Source organism: Mucilaginibacter sp. MD40 (assembly GCF_002288635.1).
In the GTDB taxonomy this organism is placed as follows: domain Bacteria; phylum Bacteroidota; class Bacteroidia; order Sphingobacteriales; family Sphingobacteriaceae; genus Mucilaginibacter.
Genome location: NZ_NRSW01000001.1, coordinates 4,154,799 through 4,175,034 on the forward strand (window position 1 = coordinate 4,154,799; position 20,236 = coordinate 4,175,034).

The window sequence follows — 20,236 nt, forward strand, 5'->3', positions numbered from 1 at the left end:
TGATACCATAATTGGAGATCCTACCAATACGACAATCACGGTACTGACTACTGTCAGCGGGCCAACACATTTTAATAACCGACAAAATGGGGATAAGCTAAGAGTGTAAAGGATGATATTTTTTAGATAATCAAAGTAATATGCTAAAGGATGAAATGAAGCTCTTGGCGCAATTGGCGGCTGAGTATCTATTGGAGATGGAAAATGGAAGCGGACGGTCTTTGGAATACGAGAATGAGCAGAAAGCTCGCATAAGTACGGAATGCTTTCGGATAAAAAAAAGCTGGACTGACCTGTTGTTTAGTCCGGTTAAAGATCATGTCATGAGACGCTATATCGGGTTTCAACAACAGATCATATTGGAACTAGCAGACAGCCTGTATCAGCAGATTGAAAACAGCAGAAAAACATCAGCGCAGGAAATTTATCCTTTACTAAATGTTTCTGCTTTTATGCTGGAATGCCTGTTGGGATTAAAAGATTTTCAGCTCCAATATTTTAATAATTATATTGATGATGAGGGAAAATTACCTGACGCAGCTATTCCCACCGAAAGAAAGAGAATGACCGAAGCCGCAGAAAAGGTCAGCGCCACACTGCAAAATGTGGAATTGGATGTTAAATTAAGGGCTTGCATCTGCGATTATTTAGGGGACATTATTATGATGGAGCCTGATTCTCGCCTTAGGTACCGATCTGTCGAATATCTCATTTCTTTTACCGAAACGATAGCGGTAATGGCTAATTTTTCAGACAACCGGGATCTAACCCAAATTGTTACAGAAGCGCTATTCTATATGAATTTCAATCATCACAATTTTTGTCAGTGGTACCAGGAAACTATTGAAGTGATAAAATCATCACTTCGGCCAAAGGATCAGCTGCCCATGCTAATGAAACAATTGCTGGTCCTTAAATCCATGCCGGTAATGACATCTATGAGTTTCGATCCGAAGGTGCAACCGATAAATAGCCAATTGGAAAGCTGGCTAAGTGAATATATCAGGCACGAAACGGTCCATCTTGAGATGTGTGAGATTGAGCCACCAGATAAAATCGAGTTAAAGCTGACGGTAGCCCAACTGGCATTACTAGTAAGACTTTTGTATGAAGAGGATGTTTTTGCTATGAAAAACATTGCCGCGTTACTAAGGTTTTTTTCAAATCACTTTATGAGCAAAAAACAAGAACATATTTCCTATGGAAGTATGAACAAGTTATATTACAGTGGAGATCAATTTACAGGCTATGCAGTCCGGGAACTTTTATTAAAAATGGTCGCAAAAGTCAACAAGATGTTTTTCCCAACGTAATATAGAATAATAAAACAAATCAGCTATGATTAAAGCAACAAGCAAGGAAAAATCTTTGGTCGTTCGATTACTGACACAATCTTTCATAGACAACCAAAGTGTAAATTATATCATACAGCAAGATGATTATAAAATAAAACGCGTTCGTGCGCTTATGGAATATTCTTTTGAAATGTGTTTAAAGTTTGGAGACATTTGGATAACTGAACAAGAAAATGGCTGCGCTTTAGTTTTATACCCGCATTTAAAGAAATTCTCTCTTTTAGCGATTTGGTTAGATGTTAAACTAATCTTCCAGGCTATTGGCATCGCTGACATTTTCAAAGCGCTGAAACGTGAAAGCCTGATCAAAAAGGTCCAGCCAAAAGAGCCCATGGCTTATTTGTGGTTTATTGGCGTTGATCCAAGGGCACAGCATGCGGGGCAAGGGAGCCTGCTTTTAGATGATATTATCGAATCGGCAACAAAAAACGGTCTGCCTTTATTTCTGGAAACGTCCACAACTAGCAATCTTGCCTGGTATAAAAAATTCGCTTTTGAGATTTATGACCAATTGGATTTAGGTTACACGCTGTATTTTCTTAAGCGAACAATCCAATAATATTGACATGCTGGTATTCGGGACGCAAATTCATATTGTTACTTTCCTATTTATCGTCCTGGAAACGGGCATGTTCTTTTTTCAACTGTTTTATTATCTCTTCCGTCCGCAGGACGAGCAGCGCAAATGGTACCTGATCTTGCTTTTCCTCATGCTGTTTTATAATATCACAGGCGGATTGTTTCCTGACCCTAACATCGGTTTTCCGGTAAGCGTACAACTCATGATAGCTTACGGCAGTGGGTTCCTGATGGCCTCTTATTTCCCTTTTTACTTTTACAAGGCCTTTGCATTGCCTTCCCTTCGCTGGCATGCTTATTTTGGAGTGCCCCTGTTTCTTTTTTTGCCTTATATTATTTTTTTTATCGTTGACTTCGCCATAAAAGGCCATCTTAACCTAAAATATGGGATGATCGTACCTTTCATTTATGCCATGGTTCTGCTATATGTCATGTTTTGGGCGATCAGGCGTAAATACAATCAGGAACGCAACGCGCATCAATACCTGGAAGAAATAGCCATGTATTGCGCCATAACACCATGGGCATCGTTATCGTTTTTTGGCCTGGTCGAAAGCAGTCAGTTGGTAGAAGTCGTGTGTACCAATACAGGAATAATCGGTATAACCATCCTGGTCATCTGGCGTTCTATTAAAAATGCCCGTCTGGAATATACTCGTTTGTTAGAACTGGTGAGGGTTGGTGAGGGCACACAGGTTTTTGAGGAAATGTGCTGCTATTATAAATTGACCAGCCGGGAGATCGAGATTGTGCTGCTCGTTCGTCAGGGACTAACCTACAAAGAGATTTCCACCAAGCTCTTCATCGCAGGCAAAACAGTTGAAAACCATATCCAACACATCTTCGAAAAGACAGAGGCTAATAACAAGATAGCGCTGCTGCATAAACTATTTAATGCCTGATATTTTAGTATAGTGGTTTCTACTTATTATGCCAAATGAGGGAATTTACCTATTGTTAGCCAGCCACTTTTCTGCCCAAATTTGCGGAACAAATAATAATTTTTGCAATGAGCTAGAATAGAGCGTGGTTATGGAAAAGGCATTATTTACAAATAAATACCCATATGCGTGGTTAGACGAGATCATCGATTTTACCCTCAACCCGCAGCAAACTGATGTTGCTGCTTTACAGGTTCAGCAATTGATCACGATAGAATTGCGATTCCGGGAAGATCTCCAGGAAGTGTTTCGCCAATTAAAAGCGGGCACATTTTTCCTTTTATCTTCCAAAAAATTAAACGTTGTTGTCAACCATTATTATGATGCGCTCCTCTTACTGGAACGCCAGGCAATGGTTAACCTCGCCGCCTATCCGGGCGATCAGCCCTTAACGGTTACCGGCGAAAATATCCTGATGGCTATACAGGATTTGAAAGCTGCCATTATCAAGCGCTTTGGCTTGATTGTTACTGGCGATGGAAAAGATAGCCCTGCCGCTGAGGGCAATGTGCTAACTAAAATATTCTGTAAGTTGAGCGTCGACCAGATCGGCATCATTTTAAAAGCTGCCGACGACACCCGGCTGATTATTGCAAGCTCGCTAAGTCTGATCTTCCGTTCAATTGTTCCCTTTCTCTCCACCGAGAAGTCCAAACGTATCTCCTGGAACAGCATGCGAAAAAGCACCTACCACATGGAACAGCATGATAAAGATGTTGCCATCGAAGCCCTTGAAAAATTGATTGCCACAATCAGGGGGTATTAATTAACCACTACATTGACAGGATAGGTCAGCGAGAAATCGCTGGCCTTTTTTTGTAAAATATACATTGGTAAATATCTGATTATCAATAGAGTGCAAGGGGTGCAACAGGGGTGCAATAAAAAGTTGAACTTTTTGGCCATCCCAAAACGCTGTTGTTTTGCTCTCACCAAATCATTGATACTATAATCAAAATGAGATGGCACGAACGTTATTTGACATACAGGAATGAAACATTATCCGGCCAACAACCGGAAATTTCGCGAAGGTGAGCGTAAAGCCGCAATACCCGAAAGCGCGAAGGCAGGCGAGGGCCCGGATCGTAGGATCCGACGCGAGTAATTCCGACTCTTTACATATATCGGCAGAAATGAATTATCGGGATCGATACCCGCTGCCGGTACTCAGAAAAATTATTCCTGGACTATTTTCATGATTTTTTTGTAATCGTCTTTTATTTTTTGCCGGCAAGTGTGATTTTTTTCTAAAGCACCGCTTACCTCCGGCTACTTTTTTTACTTCAAAATAATCATTTATGGCTAATTTATTAACAGCGAAAGAGCTCAAAGAGCAGGCCTCCCTGGTTGACCTGCTAAGCCGTTTGGGCTACCAGCCCGTTCCCAAACGCGGGCGGGAAAAAATGTACATCAGCATGCTCAGGGACAACGATACCCAGCCATCTTTTAGTGTAAATGACGACCTGGGCGTATGGTTTGACCATGGCGCAGGGAAAGGCGGCAACATCATTGATTTCGGCCTGGCCTACTGGAAAAACCTGGGGTTTAACGAGGTCGTTAAAAAGATACAGCAGGTTTGTTTACTGGAACAGGTTCAGCATAGATTGCCACGTCCACGAAAACCAATGAAAGTTCATCATGTCGTCGAACGGGTAAAACCTCTAGGTGTTCATCCGGCCATAACAGATTACCTGAAAAGCCGTGGTGTTTACGATGTAGCAAAATTCTACCTGAGCGAAGTATATTACTACATAGAAGATGATAGCGATGTCCGCAAGCATTATTTCGCAGCGGGCTGGCTCAACGAAAATAACGCATGGGAAGTGCGGAACCGCTACTTTAAAGGGTGCATGGGCCACAAAGGAATAACTATTATACCCGGTCACCCCAAAAAGGCAGCTGTTTTTGAAGGTTTTATAGATTTCCTAAGCTGGCGTTTTGAAAACCCGGACGCTGACCACAGCATTATTGTGCTTAACACCTTAACTTTATTACAGCAAGGGATCGTCAGGGCAAAAGCCTTTTCATCGCTTGATATCTATTTTGACCGGGATAAGGCGGGTAAAGCGGCCAGCCGTGATTTTATCAAAGCACTGCCTTATGCGACTGACCGTTCGGCGATTTATGAGGGCTTTAATGATTATAACGATAAGATCAAGGCACAGCTAAAAGTGTCTGAAATGCCGCAAAGAACTCAAGTAGATTTCTTTGCAAACGTTAGAGTTCCTTTTGAAAGGTAAGTTTCATGAGTTTAACGCTTGACCAATACCTGAATACTGTAATTGAGGGCGATTGCCTGGAGGTCATGGGTTGGTTTCCCGATAATTCCATCGATCTGATATTATGTCACCTACCATATGGAACAACTATTAATCCCTGGAATGTCTCGATTAATTTTGATCGTCTATGGCAACGTTATCGGCGCATCATCAAATCTAATGATCTTATCGCAGCATTGACCGGGGCAGAGCTACCCAATCTACGGTGTCATGGGTGAATCACCGATTTGCTTATGGATAATTCCGTTGCTTTTGCAACGGCAAGATGTCTTTTTGTTTCACAAAAAGTCTCTTGCCCTCCCGGGGGGAGTTAAAAAAATTCGCAACTCATTTTTTCATGGAACGCAAAAAGAAATTGATGGGCAGGCCACAATTGGCGGCAGGTAAGCGAACTAAGTTCATCAATGTCAGGTTCACCGAAGGCGAGTTCAGGGAGGTAACTGCACTGGAAAAAGAGTTGGGTGTCTCCAAAACCGAATTGATCCGTATGCGGGTCCTGTCTAATGCGAAAAAAGCGGTAATAAATGCCAGGGAATTGATCAAAAATATGGACGGGGTCGGCGCCGAGATGGGTCGAATCGGCAACAATATCAATCAATTAGCCAAGCATGCCAATACTTTGAAACTAAAAGGCCAGCTATCACCACAGGTCATCCAAAACTTTAACGACCTGTTTGAAGAATATATCCAAATCCAGCAATCCCTGGAAGCCGCACTTCGAAAAATCATCAGAGCTATGGCAATTTGATGGGACGGTGATATAGGGGTAGCGTGTTATAGTGTTATAAAGAACTAAAGATATCGGGTTATGAGGTTACCGTGTTAAGCCGGTATAAAGTTATTCAGTTAGAACGGTACATCGTTATCTTGTTCAGGTGGTGTTATAATGTTACCGTGATATCATGTTACGTCGTTATAATGTTACAACGTTAGCGCGTTATCCGGATCGGTCGATCCTTTGGTATTGCGTTATACAGCCCGGCTGATATCGCGTTATCCAGTTCCCCGGTAATAGCGTTATACTGCTAGCCGTTCAGCCGTTACAGCGTTATAAATGCCCGCAGCCATGATCGCTCATATTTTTAAAAAACCTTCCAGGGTATTTGCCGGCGTAAAATACAATACGAATAAAGTTGACCGGAATACCGGGGAGCTGATGCTGATCGCTAACTTCGGAATACTTCAGGCGCTAAACAACCCGCGGCCGCAGGACCTGGTCAACTACCTGCTCATGGTATCCGCGCAAAAAAAAGGCATTAAAAACACGCAGTTTCATGCAACGATCTCCGCCCGTGGCCGCAATTATAACAAGCAGGAATTAACAAAAGCTGCTGTAATGTGGTTAAAGGAAATGAAATATGGCGATCAGCCTTATCTCATCGTCTTTCACAAAGATACGGATAACAATCACGTGCATATTGTGAGTTCGCGTGTCGGAAAGGATGGCAAACAGGTAGACCGGGATTATGAACAGGTCAGAGCGGTCAGAAATATCAACAAGGTATTGGGCTACACTTTCGCCATGCAGTACCGCTTTAGTACCAAAGCACAGTTTTATCTCATCCTGGAGAACCAGGGTTATCTCGGCAGGGATTACGTCGAGGAAGAAAAATTACAGAAAAAGCTTAATGCCTTTATGCCTGATAAGGTAAGGATAGCCGAGATTCGAGACCTTTTCAATGACCTCAAGTCTGACCCGAACTTTGTGAAAATGATGCGGGTAAACTATCAGCTTGATCTTGTTTTTCATTCCTCCGAAGGTAAAAAGCCTTACGGTTATTCGGTCATAGATCATGCCACCAAACAGGTATTCAAAGGAAGCGAGATCCTCAACCTCAAGTACCTGCTTAATGAAAACATCAAAACTGAAAATAATTACCAACCTCGAAGCATCGAACTGAATGATTATTTAGCCGAAAATGCGATCACTTATTATTCAGAATACGCGCCGGAGCCCGTGCATATAAGCCCTGTGATGATCGCCGACGATGTCGATGACCAGCAGGTACTGGGGATGAAACGCCGCCGGCAAAAGAAGGCCAGGACAAATACCCGTTAAGAAGCTGGCAATACGGTTTGGTTCGCCATTCATAATGGCTCTCTATCATCTTTAAACTAATAACTCCATTGCAAAATTATGATCTGTTTATATGGCAACCAAAAAGGCGGCGTCGGAAAAAGTACGCTCACCGTTTTATCCGCGAATTACCTGAGCCTGGCTAAAGATTGGCCCGTGACCATCATTGACATGGATTACCAGCAATCCATTTCACAGAAATTTGAAAAGGCCAAGGTGCTTGAAAATGATGAGCCCTATGATGTATTACCGGCAACCCTGGAAAACTTCCCGATGCTGGCCAATGTCCTGACCAAAAATAAGAAGGATGTTGTACTTATCGACCTGCCGGGTAAATTGGATGATGACGGGTTGATCCCCGTCTTTAGATACGCCGACCTGGTGATTTGTCCTTTTGCCTATGATGAATTCACTTTTGAATCGACGGTATTGTTTACGGTGGTTCTTGAAAAGGTAAACCCAAACGTGCAGGTGTTTTTTATCCCTAATCGGATCAAAGCCAATGTAAAATTTGAGATCATGAGTGAGGTCAACGAACAGCTGTCAAAATTTGGCACCATCACCGCAGCCATCCCGGACCGCATCGACTTTCAACGGATCACCACCTTTCAAACGCCCTTATCGCTTTACGGCGTGATCACCCCGGTATTCGAACAAATATTTGCCGACCGCTTATGGAAAAAATGAAAACCTTAGCCGACCAGCTGCGCGAGCAAATGAGCAAGCCTGCCGACAAGTTGACAAAAGAAGTCAGGATTACCGGGTCAAAGAAATCAAAAACGACGGCCAAGAAAGCGGCAAAAACAACAGAGGTCGCCATTCTCACCGCTTTGATCGGCTATGATAACAGCGGCAACAAAAGCATGGTGCACGCCAGGTTCGATAAGCAGACGGTAGATGTCATGAATAAATTCAAAATGGCTACGGGTATCGAGGTCACGAAGTTCGTCTCGTTTGCGGTTAAACATTTTCTGGAAACCTATCCTGAACTCAAAACGATTATCAAAGAATACATTCAAAATACTGACTTATGAATTTAACAAAAGTCTCTGCTTTACTGGTTGGCGGCTTACTGACCCGCTATGCGTTCCGCAGGTGGCAAGACCATTTGAACCGGACTCAAAAGACCGTTGGGTCAACCTGCTTTATGTTGAATAAGTCGGTGGCACCTGTGCAATCAATCCATAAAAGTGCTAATGATCAGGTGCCTGATCGCGGCATCAAAAAAGCACTTTTTGCCTATGACACCAGCGATCACAAAACGCTGATGCATGTAAGGTTCGACCGGCAAACGGTCGATACGCTTAACAAGTTCAAACTGGCTACCGGTGTGGACATGTCCAAGTTTGTGGCTTTTTCCGTCAGGCATCTTTTGGATACCAATCCCGATTTTAAAAACATCATTAATAACTATTTAAACAGAACCCAATTATGACCTGGATGAAATTCGCCTTGTGGCTGCTTGGAATTTATAGTACCTATTATGCTGCCCTGATCCTTTGGGACTACCTGCGACTAAGTCGCGGCGAACCCGCAAACGATAAACATGAACTCACCTTTGTGGAGGACATTGAGCCCGTAAAATCATATTTCGAAGAAATAGTCGGGTCCGGCAAGGAATCGCCGGTCGCCTTTTCGGGGGGTGTCAGCCTTAAGCAGCTTTTTAATCTCGCCCGTGAAGAATCGGTCGAGTACATCAAATCTGTAAGCTTTTAAAAGCATGAAATTTTTACTGTCTGTTGGTTGCTGCCTGTTAACGGAGGTAACTTTTGCCCAACCCGGCATTGCCGAAATGCAGCAGGCCAAGCAAGACCTTTCAAGGTCGTTCTTTTCCGCCTTTGACTGTTGCATGGTGCTGGCCGTCCTTTTCGGCCTCTTTGGCGGACTGAGGATATACCACAACTGGCAAATGGGCAAAGACCATATCGATTCGGCCGTTGCCGGCTGGTTCTTTGCTTCGTTTTTTATGATCCTTGCGGGTCCTTTCCTGCGGGCATTGTTCGGAATCTGAATGCCTGTTTTTTATTGTTGCTTCCTCCCGGAAGCCATAAAAGATTCCTGTCTTAACCTTCTTCAATTTACACATCCTTATAGGATTTGTCAGGCAGTCTTTAAACTGCCACCCTAATGGGTGAAATAATCGGGGCGTTGTTCGTGATCTGAACGCTCTTTTAGCATAACCGGCCTGCACTCAGCAGGCTCTAAAAGATCTCCGCCTTTATTTTTTCTCCAAAATTAATGTTCTCAAAAACAAAAAAGTTATGGGCTTCAGCCGTATTGCTGGCGCTATCCATTCCTGTGTTCGCTCAAAGCGGGGTTAACGGCCTGAACACAGCAACCTCCACCTTAAAAACCTATGTGGCACCCGTAACCAATATTACATTGGTGATCGGTGGCATCGTTGGTATCGTAGGTGCCATCCGGGTCTACTCCAAGTGGAATTCGGGTGACCAAGATATCAATAAAGAATTGATGGGCTGGGGCGGCTCCTGCGTCTTCCTTGTCGTTTCCGCGTTGATCATCAAAGCGTTCTTCGGCTTGTAATTATGGCCAGGAAGTATCCTGTTTATAAGGGGCTCCAACGGCCCCTTATATTCAAGGGGTTTAAAGGCAAGTTCATCTATTGGGGAATTGCCTCCCTCTTAACCGGTCTGGTTTTCGGCGCGTTGACGATGTCATTAGTCAATATGTGGCTTGGCGCCATGGTATTGATCGGCTTTATTGTCGGTGGTTTGCTTTTTACCGCCAGCAAACAAAAAGGCGGCCTGCATTCTAAAAGCCGCACCTCAAACATTTACATCCTTAATCATTATGGCCGTAAAAACCTTGTTTAACATTCCCTATGCGGGCGTGGATAAAGATGGGGAATACGACCTGCTCATCGGACTGAATGGCGAATGCTCCGTGGTCATCCAATTGATAAACCCGGTCATCCGTTATTCCGCTTATCCTGCAGGCTACGAAGAATTTCACCATCTGCTCAATAATGTAATCAAGATCCTAGGTGATGGTTATCTTCTGCAAAAACAAGATATCATTAGCCGATCACCTTATAAAGGTCCACCTGCCAGCGAATATCTCCAAAAGAAGTATAATGCCCACTTCAATGGACGGGAATGCCTGCAGGTTGTCACTTATTTAACTGTTACACGCCAAGTAAAGAAAGGGGCATTTTATGTATACGATGCCCGGATACTGCGGGATTTCAGGCAAGCGATCGGCAAGGTATTAGACGTGCTTCCTTCAGCAAGCACACTAAGCGAGGGGCAGCTCAACCGCTTGATCTTACAGCTGCTCAGTATGGACTTTGGCAGGTCCAATATCGTTTTGAACAACCTGTCCCCATCCGATACAGAGATCAGGATCGGTGACCGATCGATACGCAATATCAGCCTGGTCAATATTGACAGCATCGATCTTCCCGCCGATGTTTCTACCCATATAGAATTGAACGACAAGGAAAGTATGCGTGGGTTCCCGGTTGATTTCCTGTCCTTTCTCTTTAAGGTACCCGGCGTGGAGGTAATCGTTTATAACCAGGTCATTGAAATACCAAATCAGGTCGTAACACTCCGCAAGCTGGAGCAGAAAAAGAAACGGCATGCAGGTATCCCTGATCCGGCAAACCAACTATGTGTCGAAGACATCGACCAGCTTTTGAATGACGTCGCCCGTGAGAACCAGTTACTGGTTAATTGCCACTTTAATATTCTGGTATCAGCACCGCATAACGCGATTCAAAAGGCGGTCAATTTTATAGAAAGCTCCCTCTTTCAGTTAGGGATTATCCCGAGCAAAAACGCTTATAACCAACTGGAGCTATTTCGCACAGCCTTACCCGGCAATGGTGTAGAATTAAAAGAATACGATTGGTTCCTGACCACCTGTGATGCCGCGATCTGCTTTTTTTTTAAGGAGTCTCTGCCAAGGGATGAACCCTCCGATTTTTTGCTGCGGTTTACCGACCGCCAGGGCATTCCAGTTGGCATGGATCCCGCTGACCTGCCGCTTCGAACAGGTCGCATCAATAACCGGAATAAGTTTGTTTTAGGACCCAGCGGTTCGGGGAAAAGTTTCTTTATGAATGCCATGATCGAGCAATACATGCTCTACAATATGGATATGGTCATCGTAGACACGGGGCACTCATACTCAGGACTTTGTTCTTATTACCAGGGAAAATACATCACCTACACGGACAAAAACCCGATCACGATGAACCCTTTCCGTATTACCGAAGCGGAATACAACATTGAAAAAAAGGACTTCCTCTGCACGCTGATCGGTGTGACCTGGAAGGGTGCCGAAGGAACGCTAAGCCCCGTTGAACGGGATGTGGTCGCCAATGTAATCTCGGCTTATTACAGCAAATTCTTCGCTGAAGATGGTGATTTAAGCTTCAATAGCTTTTATGAATTCGCTTTGGAGAAGATCCCTGAAATCAAGGTCGAAGAAAAGATCATGTTTGATTTCGACGAGTTCCGTTATGTTCTGAAAAAGTTCTATAAGGGCGGTGAGTTTGCCCCCATTTTAAATAAGGACGCTGATAAATCTTTATTCTCGGAACGCTTCATCGTCTTTGAAATTGATTCCATCAAGGAGAACAGGACCCTCTTTCCAATTACGACCCTAATTATTATGGATGTATTCATCCAAAAGATGCGGTACCGGTCCGACAGGCGAAAAGCCCTGGTGGTCGAGGAAGCATGGAAGGCCATTGCCAGCCCATTGATGGCCGGTTATCTTTTGTACCTCTACAAAACTGTTAGAAAATTTTGGGGTGAGGCAATTGTAGTTACCCAGGAACTCGGGGATATTATTGGAAATGCGGTAGTTAAAGATAGTATCATTAACAACTCGGATACCATCTGCCTGCTTGACCAAACCAAGTTCAAAGACAACTATAATGATATAGCCGCATTGCTTTCCATCAATGAAACCGAGCGAAGAAAGATATTTACGATCAACCAGCTGGATAATACCGAAAATCGCGGCCGGTTTAAGGAGGTGTATATCCGTCGCGGGGCAGTTGGTGAAGTTTACGGTGTTGAAGTTTCGCTTCAGCAATACCTTACTTACACCACCGAAAAACCGGAAAAAACTGCGGTAGAAAGTTATACGGATCGCTTCGGTTCTTACCAGGACGGTCTGGATGCCTTTGTCCGGGATTTTGACGAAAGCGGCAAGTCTTTGCCTGCTTTTATTTCACAGGTTAATCAAAACCAGCAATCATGAATATCAAATTTATCGCAAGATCTCTATTCCTTTACATGTTTCTGACCCTAACCGTTGGTCATTCCTTCGCACAGACGTTAACTGTTGATCCACTCGTATCTGGTGCGATCGCCATCAATGCCGGCGTTATCAACGGTCAGCTGAATACCACTAATAATAAACTGGACCTGATACAAAAAGGCCAGCTCGCCGTTACCGGCCAGCTCGTTATCGTCAATAACCTGCAAAATAAGATCTATCAAGGCCTGAGTCAGGTCGCATCCGTGATCAATAACCTGAACACGGTAAAGGAGATCGCACAATGCGGCGTCGATATTATAGGCGACGTCGAGGAATCTGTCAGGCTGGCTAAATCCAACCCGGCACTGTTACTGTTTGCAGAGCGAGGCGCAAGGGATTTTCAAACAAGGGCGACAACCCTCGCCGCCGAGGTCAGCGCCTTTGTCCTGCAAGGGGGAACCAAAAATCTCATGGATTCCGGCGAGCGGGGCAAGCTGCTCAATCATATTGCCGATGAGATGCGTATCCTGCGTGGAATCGCCTATGGCATGAGCCGGGCCATGTACTGGGCAAAGATCAACGGCATTTTTCGTTCGCTCAATCCCTGGGCAGAATGGCAAAACCAGGATGTCAGGATCGCCAATGATGTAATAACGAATGCTAAATACCTGAGACAATGAAGTATGAACTATTCATGATCTGTCCGCCTTGGAGACAATACAGAACTTATAAAAGATATCAACAGGTACTGACCGATAGTATTCCTGCCCGGATGTGGCGGGCATTGCGGGCCTTTAACTTTATGGAATCATGTTTGGCCGAACTGGCCTCAAAAGAACATGTTATTGTGGTTTGGGTCACTGATAAATTTACCGAAGAATGCCGGGAATACCTGGCAGGCCTAGGTTATCAGTATGACACCTTTCTTCTATGGAAACGGGCAAAATGGAAGCGAGGCGATACAAAGGCGGTTTTTGAATATCTGATGGTGTTTCAAAAAGATGGGTACAAAGTACCTGCTACTGATTTTCCAGCCCCTTTAAAAGCACCCTTTTTAGGCAAAGTAAAGTTTCGGGGCCAAAAGCCGGATGACGCATATGCCATGATCGAAGCATTATATCCCACCCGGTCGAAGGTACAGATATTCGGCACCTGCCATCGTCCGGGCTGGGACATTTTTCAACGTAATGACACTTAATCTATTATTTATGAAAAATATTATTGCCATTTTTCTCATATGGGCAGGCTTCAGCTTTTCCGCTTTCGCCCAGCAAAAAATACTGAATATTCCGGCACTGCATCAATTGGTGAACGAATCGGAATCAGAAAACAAACTACAGGTGAAAGCTAAAAACCAACAGGGTCTGGCTACCTCGAATGAACAGGCGAACCTGACCTTACTGGAAAAGACGAAATCGATGTACCGGACCTTGCAGCAGAGATACAATACTTTAGGAGCCGCTATCAATATCGCGGAGATAGGCATCTATGCGACACCGATGGTAGAACGTATCGTGAGCAACCAGGCGCAGATCGTTCAGTTGGCTCAGAAAAATCCCGCATTAATTGCGATTGGTTATCAGTCTGCGTTGCAATTCACTTCCCAGGCAAAAAGCCTCGTAGCTTATGTAACAGGACTCACGCTTTCGCTTGGCGATATAAACCAGATGAGGGCATCCGACCGGAAAATGCTGTTCGACTACGTGATCTCCGAATTAAGTAGCATCCAGGATCTGTCGGGAAATATGCTGAACATGATGCAATATTCCAGCCTGGGTTCACTGTTAAAGGCGGCAAACCCCTTTCAGAATTTTATTGACGCCGATAAGGCTATCGGTCGCGAGATCATTCAAAACGCAAAATATTTAAAATGAAATGGATTTTTATTATTCCGCTATTGCTCATACAATGTTACCGGGCAAAAGCACAGCAATATGTGATCGACTACCAACACCTCATCGCGGTTTCACAGAATGCCGCTGTCAGGAGCAGTGCGGAGCTGACCCATGACCAATACCTGGGTAAGATCAATTCCAATATCAATGACCTCAACACCAATGTTGGTTCCGTGGTATTGGCACAGACAATGATCTATGAAGGGCTTTCCAATGTGAACTCTGCTTTAAAGGATGGGTTGGCTGTTAAAAACATGGCAGTCATTATCGCTGATATGACCGGTTATATTAACCAGGCACTTGCCATGGCGAAGAACCAGCCCTACTTGTTATTATTTGCTGAAAGTATCGCTTCTGAAATGCGGGAGCGCTCGCTTGCTTTGGTTTCGGATGTGTCCGGTTATGTGCTTAAAGAAGGCAATAATGTATTAGCCGACTATAATGCGCGGGACCAGTTACTGCGCAAAGTCATCACGCAATTGCACATACTGGATGGGTTAGCCTATGGCACCTGGAAAGCGATGTATTGGGCGAAGGAACGCGGAGTGATTGCCTCGCTAAACCCCTTTGCAAATTTTATCAGTCAGGATACCCGCCTGGTCGGCGAGATCATTCAAAACGCAAAGTACTTACGACAATGAAATTTCTAATTCCGCTACCATTTATATGGTTCTCCCTGATGCAGCAATGTTTTAGCCAGAGCCTCGCACAGGATAAAGCTGTTAGATATCAACAGGAACGTATGGTTTACCTCCAATGGGATAAAAATAAATTTGAACCCAAAGCCGGCTTTCTTAGCCTCAATCCCTATTACTGGCTAACCTGGGGTTTGTTTCACCCCAGTTATCACAAAAATGATCTACGGCCGCTTAGTGCAACCGGGCCGCAGACACAGCGTCTGGCATTGGTTGGTGTGATGAACAACACGGATAATAAATACAAGCTTCAGTCCGATACAGTACGCAATACAGCATTATCTGAAATAGCCAATCAATCCGGTTTTGTTTCCGTATTAGACCCTTTATGGCAGCTCTATTACAGTAAGGAACTGAACCCAGTACTTGATCATTCTATGTCCTCTATTCTGGCAGGGTTATCACCACAGGTGAGCGCCAGGCTAGTTAACGAAGGTTTGTACAGTTGGTACAAAAACGAGTTGGACATGCTCAAGGAGCGGCTCGATGCCGCGCTTAACACGACAATGGACAGGGGCTCGCGTATTATCGCTTATCACCGTTTGCTGATGGAATACCGAACCCTTGCCAGTGTTTGGGCGATCAGGACCTCTTCAGCAAAAGCCACCATAGATATGACTGCCCGGCAGCAGAGATTAAAGGCTGGCGAAGTAACGGTCAGCAACTGGACACCTCAGTCGGATATCCAGATCGCCAAAGACGTTTTAAAAAATCTGCAATGAAAAAGAAATTCATATTAGTCATATTGTTGTGCTTTTGTTTAAGCAACTTATTCGCCCAAACGGCACCCGCACCTGACAATGGAAAAACTTTGCAGTTTCTACAGGGTGACGGCGTTTACGAAACTGGCGTGATGGTGTTTTTAAAAGAGCTGAAAGGGTCGGTATGGACACACTTTGACATGTTTATCAATGATGCGAAGGCGCTTGCTGCCATTTTTATGATCATCTTCTTCGCGATCAAGTCGTACGAAATGATGGTCGGCGACAAGCAGCTGGAGATCATGCCGTTGCTGCGTCCCTTTGGTTTGGCCATGGTGATTCTCTGGTGGGGTGTTTTCGTACAAATGATCGCATTTCCAACGGAGGTAGTGGCTAACCGTACCGAGCAGATGTTTAAGAGTGAGCAGACCATCGTTAACAACTTACGGCTGAACAGGTCCAGCCTGATGCTGGCTGTTGCCAATTCGTTATACACTTACCAGGCACAGGCGGAAGTCGCAGAAAAGGAAAGCGATACATGGTACGGGCAAGCCTGGGATTCTGTAACCAGCACCGTTAAGGAGGGGATCAGCTCGGTAGTCTCGCCATTGCTGGAATTAAAAAACCGGCTGACCGTGGGCATGCAACTGCTATTTACGCAGTTGCTGGAATTGTTAGGGATCTGGATTCTGCGCATAGCCGTTTATATTATCTTTATGATTCAAATCATCTATTCCACCATACTGATCATTCTCGGGCCTTTCGCCGTTGCCGCGAGTATTTTACCGGCCTTCCGTGATAGCTTCAGTACCTGGATCGCCCGGTTTATTTCCGTTAATCTCTACAGCGGCATCGCTTACCTCATCATGTACCTGTGCGGTTTGATGCAGGAATATGCATTAAAGTCGGAGATCAGTAAATACAAGGAGCTAGTCGGTGAGAACGGCTTGAGCGCCAATTTAGAAAAAATGGCCTGGTTTGCAGGCAATGGTGTCCTGTCCTTTGGTACCGTCATCATTGTATTCCTGATCGGTGCCATCTGTATGTTCACCGTGCCCAGCATCTCCACCTGGATCATCTCAACTTCCGGTATCAGTTCGGCAACATCAACGTTTGGCCGCAGCGCCGGAACAGTGACCAGTATGGCCCGGAAAGCAGCCGGAAGCTTCTTTTAGTTCCTTTTTCTTTTCTTCCTTTTTATGTCAGGCTGACCCGTAAATGCGGGCCGGCCATTTTTATTTAATCGATAACCATGATCATCAAAAATATTGAAGCAAAGGTCAGGCTGGCAACATTTATCGCGGCCGGTAGCCTGCTGACATCGCTGGTCATCGTAGGCATGAATTGCCTGTATGCTTTTAAGCTGGTATCCAATGCCCAGAAAAACATTTATATCCTGGATAACAATGTTCCCATACTGGCCAGGCAGACGGACGTGCAGATCAACCGGCCGGCCGAGTACCGGGCCGATGTCAACCTCTTTCATTCACTTTTTTTCTCCCTCACACCCGATGATAATTACATGGAGTATCAGATGAAAAAAGCCATGTATCTGGTAGACGAATCGGGCATGCAGCAATATAATAACCTCAAGGAAAATGGCTTTTTTAATTCCATTTTATCCTCCAGTTCTGTGCTAACACTGCAAACCGATTCCATTTCGGTAGACGTCCCCAAACATTATTTCCGTTATTACGGAAAACTGAAAATCGACCGGCGTAGCTCAACTGTCGTCCGCTCCCTCATTACCGAAGGTTACCTGAAAGACATCCCCCGAAGTGATAATAACCCGCACGGCGTATTAATCTGTGCCTGGAAAACCCTTGAAAATAAAGACCTCCAAGATGTGGAAAAGAATTCATTCTAACAGGGATCCCAGGGATACCCTGTACAGCGAGATACAAAAGGAGTTTAGTAGCTATTTCACTGTTGCCGGTAACGCCTTTAAGAACCTGGCATCGGCATATCCAAAATTCTTGTTCGGGTGCATGATCTTCTTAATGGCACTTTCGATCGTACTGTCGTTCACCATTTTTCGCCACCCGGATAAGAAACAGCCTGCCGAGGTTAAAAAGGTCAGCCCGGTGGAAGATGGCTTCAGCCAAATATTGCAAGCTGCCGGCAATATCCGTGCAACGATGCAACTCAAACAAATGGTAGACAGCCTCACAGCTAAAAAACAGCTATCAGGCCGGGACAGTATCCTGCTGGACAGCGCGCTCAGTCGCCTAGCGAAAATCCATCAAACATTAAAGTAAATATGCTATGAAAATTGATTTTAAACAGCCAAAATATGTGCTGCCGGTCATCCTATTGCCGTTTTTGTGCCTGTTCTTTTATGCCTGGCAAAGCGGGTTTTCTTCCAAGCCAAAGGAAACGGTCAAGGAAACAGTAGGTCTCAATGGTTCGGTTGGGCAGGTTTCCGCCGATGTACGAAAAAAACAGCTTGTCGATAAGCTGGACGCCTACCGCAATACCTATAAGGAAGCCGATGGTTTAACCGCGGTTAATGTGATCCCGCGCGAGAATTCCAGTAACCCGGCCTTCAATAATGATTATTCCGACCCGCAGAAAAAGAAACTGGATTCCATTCGCCAGGCGATGAAGCTGAAATTCTGGACGGGTAATAACCTGGTTATCGGGAAGGGGCGGACGGCAGGTAAGTCACATGACCAGCAAGTCGCGATGGCCGTTGAAGCGATGAGCCGCCGGCAGGCAAACGCCGTTCGTCAGGTTGAGCCTATGCCAAAAGAGAAAGACCCCATGGACGTATTCAGACAGCAGATGGCGATCATGGATAGTGTCAGTAAGCAGAACGATCCCAGCTACCGGGAAGAGCTAAAGAAAAAAGATCTTGCCGACAAAGCTGCCAAGTTGAAGGCCAGCCAGGTTAAACTAATTGTTGAGAAAGCGAATGCCCTTTCTGATGCTTTTAATACCATCCTTCCCGAAAAGAAACCGGCTTTTATCAGCGCGGTAATAGACGAGAATGTGACGGGTTACGCGGGATCCAGGCTGCGGCTGAAATTGCTGGAGGATATCAATGCTGGGAATAACCTGGTCAAAAAAGGTACTTATGTATTTGCCCAGATCAGTGGCTTTTCAGAACAACGCGTAACGTTATCCATTACTTCTATCTTATTTGAAGGGAAGATCCTTCCGGTCAAACTCGATGTGTATGATATGGACGGATTACCGGGCCTTTATGTACCCTCATCTGCCTTCCGGGATTTCACCAAAGATCTGGGCAGCAATTCAGTTCAGGGCGTAACGATCGACGGCAGTTCAGGCAACAACCAATTTATCATGAGCTCCCTCGATAAAGTTTTTCAATCCACGTCCTCTGCCATTGCCTCGCTGATCCGCAAAAACAAGGCAAAGCTTAAATACAACTCTTACCTCTATTTAATCGACACCGATGCGTTGCAAAACGCTCAAAAAAACTATTAACATGAAAACGATTTTTTTCTTTTTATTGGTGCTCTGCGCCCCAAGGCTTTATGCCCAAAAGCCATTACCGGTTGTTTACCTGCCGGAGAATCTGACCATACACTTTATTTCACCCGAGCCGATCCAGTACGTGGATATTTCCGCGAAAGAACTGACTGGTGACCTTCCGTTAAAAAACGTACTCCGGTTAAAGTTGCGGGATTCGCTTCAGTCCTTTAAGGGATCGGTCATCACTGTTGCGGGTGAAAAATTTATTGCACAGTACCGACTGCTTCCGGGTTATACCGGAGTTGCGACAGAGATCAATATAATGCCGGAGGACATGCACCCGCTTGATATTTCTAATATTGGACTTTCCCAGAACCAGTTGAAGGGCCTGGCACTTAACCTGATCGCCAAAAGCCCTGATAAACGGATGGAAAAGGTAAAAGCCTTTGGTATAAAAGGGCAATTGAACCATGTTTACACAGTTGGCGACTATATTTTTCTCGATATCAGCTATCGCAATAAAACCAACCTGAAGTATGATATCGCTGAACTGCGGTTCAGGATAGATGATAAAAAAGTAACCAAAGCCGCCAACAACCAATCCGTGGAGATCAAGCCAGAGTTTGTGCTATTTACACCACCAGCATTTACAAAGAACTACCGGAATATTTTCGTCTTTAAAAAGATGTCTTTCCCGGGTAATAAAGTGCTTCGTATTGAGCTGAGCGAGCAGCAGCTTTCCGGCCGGATCATAACGTTATCGATCTCCTACCAGGATATCCTTGATGCGGATATCCTGCCAAATTAATACTCAACCCATTTTTATGACTGATTCCATAGCCTATGATTACGTAAAGCTGGTGTTGGAGGAGGAATTCATCCGGGCCTATCTCCGCTTTTCCAATCATGGGATACTCCACTACGAGCTTACTAATATCCTCGAACTCTGTGCGCCTTTGATCAAGGGACTCGACGAGGACGACCGCTTCCTAAAATACGAAGTGATCGGCACCATAGCAGATTATTTACAAGAGGTGTGAT

26 protein-coding genes are annotated in these 20,236 nt (G+C 44.8%); all 26 read left to right on the forward strand.

Annotation, left to right across the window (positions count from 1 at the left end):
* Window positions 1-140: 140 nt before the first annotated feature.
* The 26 genes from CKK33_RS18750 to CKK33_RS18880 all read left to right on the forward strand — a co-directional run bounded on the left by CKK33_RS18750 (window position 141) and on the right by CKK33_RS18880 (window position 20,235).
* Window positions 141-1,313, forward strand: a complete 1,173-nt coding sequence (locus CKK33_RS18750) for a hypothetical protein (RefSeq protein ID WP_095705584.1) — start codon at window positions 141-143, stop codon at window positions 1,311-1,313.
* A gap of 25 nt (window positions 1,314-1,338) precedes the next feature.
* Entirely contained in the window at window positions 1,339-1,914 is a 576-nt protein-coding gene (locus tag CKK33_RS18755) for an N-acetyltransferase (protein WP_095705585.1), read from the forward strand.
* A gap of 7 nt (window positions 1,915-1,921) precedes the next feature.
* Window positions 1,922-2,836, forward strand: coding sequence for a response regulator transcription factor (locus tag CKK33_RS18760; RefSeq protein WP_095705586.1), 915 nt, complete (start codon window positions 1,922-1,924; stop codon window positions 2,834-2,836).
* A 130-nt stretch (window positions 2,837-2,966) separates the two neighbouring features.
* Window positions 2,967-3,641 (forward strand): hypothetical protein, encoded by a 675-nt coding sequence (locus CKK33_RS18765; RefSeq protein WP_095705587.1) that lies wholly within the window; start codon window positions 2,967-2,969, stop codon window positions 3,639-3,641.
* A 532-nt stretch (window positions 3,642-4,173) separates the two neighbouring features.
* Entirely contained in the window at window positions 4,174-5,115 is a 942-nt protein-coding gene (locus CKK33_RS18770; protein WP_095705588.1) for a toprim domain-containing protein, read from the forward strand.
* Between the two features lie 376 nt (window positions 5,116-5,491).
* Window positions 5,492-5,902 (forward strand): plasmid mobilization relaxosome protein MobC, encoded by a 411-nt coding sequence (mobC, locus tag CKK33_RS18780; RefSeq protein WP_095705915.1) that lies wholly within the window; start codon window positions 5,492-5,494, stop codon window positions 5,900-5,902.
* Window positions 5,903-6,220: 318 nt separating this feature from the next.
* Window positions 6,221-7,213: a relaxase/mobilization nuclease domain-containing protein gene (locus CKK33_RS18785; protein ID WP_158223485.1), complete on the forward strand. Its 993-nt coding sequence runs from the start codon at window positions 6,221-6,223 to the stop codon at window positions 7,211-7,213.
* A gap of 78 nt (window positions 7,214-7,291) precedes the next feature.
* Window positions 7,292-7,918 carry a ParA family protein gene (locus CKK33_RS18790; protein ID WP_095705591.1) on the forward strand — a complete coding sequence of 209 codons (627 nt, stop codon included), beginning with the start codon at window positions 7,292-7,294 and terminating at the stop codon, window positions 7,916-7,918.
* A complete protein-coding gene (locus tag CKK33_RS18795; protein WP_095705592.1) occupies window positions 7,906-8,265 on the forward strand; it encodes a hypothetical protein in 360 nt (119 codons plus the stop codon). Before CKK33_RS18790 ends, CKK33_RS18795 begins: the two co-directional genes overlap by 13 nt.
* Entirely contained in the window at window positions 8,262-8,666 is a 405-nt protein-coding gene (locus CKK33_RS18800; RefSeq protein ID WP_095705593.1) for a hypothetical protein, read from the forward strand. The genes CKK33_RS18795 and CKK33_RS18800 overlap by 4 nt, the downstream gene beginning before the upstream one ends.
* Window positions 8,663-8,947 carry a hypothetical protein gene (locus CKK33_RS18805; protein WP_095705594.1) on the forward strand — a complete coding sequence of 95 codons (285 nt, stop codon included), beginning with the start codon at window positions 8,663-8,665 and terminating at the stop codon, window positions 8,945-8,947. The genes CKK33_RS18800 and CKK33_RS18805 overlap by 4 nt, the downstream gene beginning before the upstream one ends.
* A gap of 4 nt (window positions 8,948-8,951) precedes the next feature.
* The gene (locus CKK33_RS18810) at window positions 8,952-9,242 is read left to right on the forward strand and encodes a DUF4134 family protein (RefSeq protein WP_095705595.1); all 291 of its coding nucleotides are present in this window, start codon (window positions 8,952-8,954) and stop codon (window positions 9,240-9,242) included.
* Window positions 9,243-9,469: 227 nt separating this feature from the next.
* A complete protein-coding gene (locus tag CKK33_RS18815) occupies window positions 9,470-9,775 on the forward strand; it encodes a DUF4134 domain-containing protein (protein WP_095705596.1) in 306 nt (101 codons plus the stop codon).
* Between the two features lie 128 nt (window positions 9,776-9,903).
* Window positions 9,904-10,065 carry a hypothetical protein gene (locus CKK33_RS19775; RefSeq protein WP_233138263.1) on the forward strand — a complete coding sequence of 54 codons (162 nt, stop codon included), beginning with the start codon at window positions 9,904-9,906 and terminating at the stop codon, window positions 10,063-10,065.
* A complete protein-coding gene (locus CKK33_RS18825) occupies window positions 10,043-12,466 on the forward strand; it encodes a TraG family conjugative transposon ATPase (RefSeq protein WP_095705598.1) in 2,424 nt (807 codons plus the stop codon). Before CKK33_RS19775 ends, CKK33_RS18825 begins: the two co-directional genes overlap by 23 nt.
* Window positions 12,463-13,146, forward strand: a complete 684-nt coding sequence (locus tag CKK33_RS18830) for a hypothetical protein (RefSeq protein ID WP_233138264.1) — start codon at window positions 12,463-12,465, stop codon at window positions 13,144-13,146. Before CKK33_RS18825 ends, CKK33_RS18830 begins: the two co-directional genes overlap by 4 nt.
* Window positions 13,143-13,664 carry an MT-A70 family methyltransferase gene (locus CKK33_RS18835; RefSeq protein WP_095705599.1) on the forward strand — a complete coding sequence of 174 codons (522 nt, stop codon included), beginning with the start codon at window positions 13,143-13,145 and terminating at the stop codon, window positions 13,662-13,664. The genes CKK33_RS18830 and CKK33_RS18835 overlap by 4 nt, the downstream gene beginning before the upstream one ends.
* A complete protein-coding gene (locus tag CKK33_RS18840) occupies window positions 13,654-14,340 on the forward strand; it encodes a hypothetical protein (protein ID WP_233138265.1) in 687 nt (228 codons plus the stop codon). The genes CKK33_RS18835 and CKK33_RS18840 overlap by 11 nt, the downstream gene beginning before the upstream one ends.
* Entirely contained in the window at window positions 14,337-15,002 is a 666-nt protein-coding gene (locus CKK33_RS18845; protein ID WP_095705600.1) for a hypothetical protein, read from the forward strand. Before CKK33_RS18840 ends, CKK33_RS18845 begins: the two co-directional genes overlap by 4 nt.
* Window positions 14,999-15,778 carry a hypothetical protein gene (locus CKK33_RS18850; protein ID WP_095705601.1) on the forward strand — a complete coding sequence of 260 codons (780 nt, stop codon included), beginning with the start codon at window positions 14,999-15,001 and terminating at the stop codon, window positions 15,776-15,778. Before CKK33_RS18845 ends, CKK33_RS18850 begins: the two co-directional genes overlap by 4 nt.
* Window positions 15,775-16,932 (forward strand): plasmid transfer protein, encoded by a 1,158-nt coding sequence (locus CKK33_RS18855; RefSeq protein ID WP_095705602.1) that lies wholly within the window; start codon window positions 15,775-15,777, stop codon window positions 16,930-16,932. Before CKK33_RS18850 ends, CKK33_RS18855 begins: the two co-directional genes overlap by 4 nt.
* A 77-nt stretch (window positions 16,933-17,009) precedes the next feature.
* On the forward strand, window positions 17,010-17,624 hold the full coding sequence (gene traK, locus CKK33_RS18860) for a conjugative transposon protein TraK (RefSeq protein ID WP_095705603.1): 615 nt from the start codon (window positions 17,010-17,012) through the stop codon (window positions 17,622-17,624).
* A complete protein-coding gene (locus tag CKK33_RS18865; RefSeq protein WP_095705604.1) occupies window positions 17,602-18,015 on the forward strand; it encodes a hypothetical protein in 414 nt (137 codons plus the stop codon). Before traK ends, CKK33_RS18865 begins: the two co-directional genes overlap by 23 nt.
* 7 nt (window positions 18,016-18,022) lie before the next feature.
* Entirely contained in the window at window positions 18,023-19,207 is a 1,185-nt protein-coding gene (gene traM, locus CKK33_RS18870) for a conjugative transposon protein TraM (protein ID WP_095705605.1), read from the forward strand.
* Between the two features lies 1 nt (window position 19,208).
* Window positions 19,209-20,003, forward strand: a complete 795-nt coding sequence (locus tag CKK33_RS18875) for a DUF4138 domain-containing protein (protein WP_158223486.1) — start codon at window positions 19,209-19,211, stop codon at window positions 20,001-20,003.
* A 16-nt stretch (window positions 20,004-20,019) separates the two neighbouring features.
* Window positions 20,020-20,235: a hypothetical protein gene (locus CKK33_RS18880; RefSeq protein WP_095705607.1), complete on the forward strand. Its 216-nt coding sequence runs from the start codon at window positions 20,020-20,022 to the stop codon at window positions 20,233-20,235.
* Window position 20,236: the final 1 nt, after the last annotated feature.

What these genes read in the sequence shown, in the direction of transcription:
- CKK33_RS18750 (WP_095705584.1), top strand. Translation starts at nt 141, where the DNA reads ATGCTAAAGGATGAAATGAAGCTCTTGGCGCAATTGGCGGCTGAGTAT.
- CKK33_RS18755 (WP_095705585.1), top strand. Translation starts at nt 1,339, where the DNA reads ATGATTAAAGCAACAAGCAAGGAAAAATCTTTGGTCGTTCGATTACTG.
- CKK33_RS18760 (WP_095705586.1), top strand. Translation starts at nt 1,922, where the DNA reads ATGCTGGTATTCGGGACGCAAATTCATATTGTTACTTTCCTATTTATC.
- CKK33_RS18765 (WP_095705587.1), top strand. Translation starts at nt 2,967, where the DNA reads ATGGAAAAGGCATTATTTACAAATAAATACCCATATGCGTGGTTAGAC.
- CKK33_RS18770 (WP_095705588.1), top strand. Translation starts at nt 4,174, where the DNA reads ATGGCTAATTTATTAACAGCGAAAGAGCTCAAAGAGCAGGCCTCCCTG.
- mobC (WP_095705915.1), top strand. Translation starts at nt 5,492, where the DNA reads ATGGAACGCAAAAAGAAATTGATGGGCAGGCCACAATTGGCGGCAGGT.
- CKK33_RS18785 (WP_158223485.1), top strand. Translation starts at nt 6,221, where the DNA reads ATGATCGCTCATATTTTTAAAAAACCTTCCAGGGTATTTGCCGGCGTA.
- CKK33_RS18790 (WP_095705591.1), top strand. Translation starts at nt 7,292, where the DNA reads ATGATCTGTTTATATGGCAACCAAAAAGGCGGCGTCGGAAAAAGTACG.
- CKK33_RS18795 (WP_095705592.1), top strand. Translation starts at nt 7,906, where the DNA reads ATGGAAAAAATGAAAACCTTAGCCGACCAGCTGCGCGAGCAAATGAGC.
- CKK33_RS18800 (WP_095705593.1), top strand. Translation starts at nt 8,262, where the DNA reads ATGAATTTAACAAAAGTCTCTGCTTTACTGGTTGGCGGCTTACTGACC.
- CKK33_RS18805 (WP_095705594.1), top strand. Translation starts at nt 8,663, where the DNA reads ATGACCTGGATGAAATTCGCCTTGTGGCTGCTTGGAATTTATAGTACC.
- CKK33_RS18810 (WP_095705595.1), top strand. Translation starts at nt 8,952, where the DNA reads ATGAAATTTTTACTGTCTGTTGGTTGCTGCCTGTTAACGGAGGTAACT.
- CKK33_RS18815 (WP_095705596.1), top strand. Translation starts at nt 9,470, where the DNA reads ATGTTCTCAAAAACAAAAAAGTTATGGGCTTCAGCCGTATTGCTGGCG.
- CKK33_RS19775 (WP_233138263.1), top strand. Translation starts at nt 9,904, where the DNA reads ATGTCATTAGTCAATATGTGGCTTGGCGCCATGGTATTGATCGGCTTT.
- CKK33_RS18825 (WP_095705598.1), top strand. Translation starts at nt 10,043, where the DNA reads ATGGCCGTAAAAACCTTGTTTAACATTCCCTATGCGGGCGTGGATAAA.
- CKK33_RS18830 (WP_233138264.1), top strand. Translation starts at nt 12,463, where the DNA reads ATGAATATCAAATTTATCGCAAGATCTCTATTCCTTTACATGTTTCTG.
- CKK33_RS18835 (WP_095705599.1), top strand. Translation starts at nt 13,143, where the DNA reads ATGAAGTATGAACTATTCATGATCTGTCCGCCTTGGAGACAATACAGA.
- CKK33_RS18840 (WP_233138265.1), top strand. Translation starts at nt 13,654, where the DNA reads ATGACACTTAATCTATTATTTATGAAAAATATTATTGCCATTTTTCTC.
- CKK33_RS18845 (WP_095705600.1), top strand. Translation starts at nt 14,337, where the DNA reads ATGAAATGGATTTTTATTATTCCGCTATTGCTCATACAATGTTACCGG.
- CKK33_RS18850 (WP_095705601.1), top strand. Translation starts at nt 14,999, where the DNA reads ATGAAATTTCTAATTCCGCTACCATTTATATGGTTCTCCCTGATGCAG.
- CKK33_RS18855 (WP_095705602.1), top strand. Translation starts at nt 15,775, where the DNA reads ATGAAAAAGAAATTCATATTAGTCATATTGTTGTGCTTTTGTTTAAGC.
- traK (WP_095705603.1), top strand. Translation starts at nt 17,010, where the DNA reads ATGATCATCAAAAATATTGAAGCAAAGGTCAGGCTGGCAACATTTATC.
- CKK33_RS18865 (WP_095705604.1), top strand. Translation starts at nt 17,602, where the DNA reads ATGTGGAAAAGAATTCATTCTAACAGGGATCCCAGGGATACCCTGTAC.
- traM (WP_095705605.1), top strand. Translation starts at nt 18,023, where the DNA reads ATGAAAATTGATTTTAAACAGCCAAAATATGTGCTGCCGGTCATCCTA.
- CKK33_RS18875 (WP_158223486.1), top strand. Translation starts at nt 19,209, where the DNA reads ATGAAAACGATTTTTTTCTTTTTATTGGTGCTCTGCGCCCCAAGGCTT.
- CKK33_RS18880 (WP_095705607.1), top strand. Translation starts at nt 20,020, where the DNA reads ATGACTGATTCCATAGCCTATGATTACGTAAAGCTGGTGTTGGAGGAG.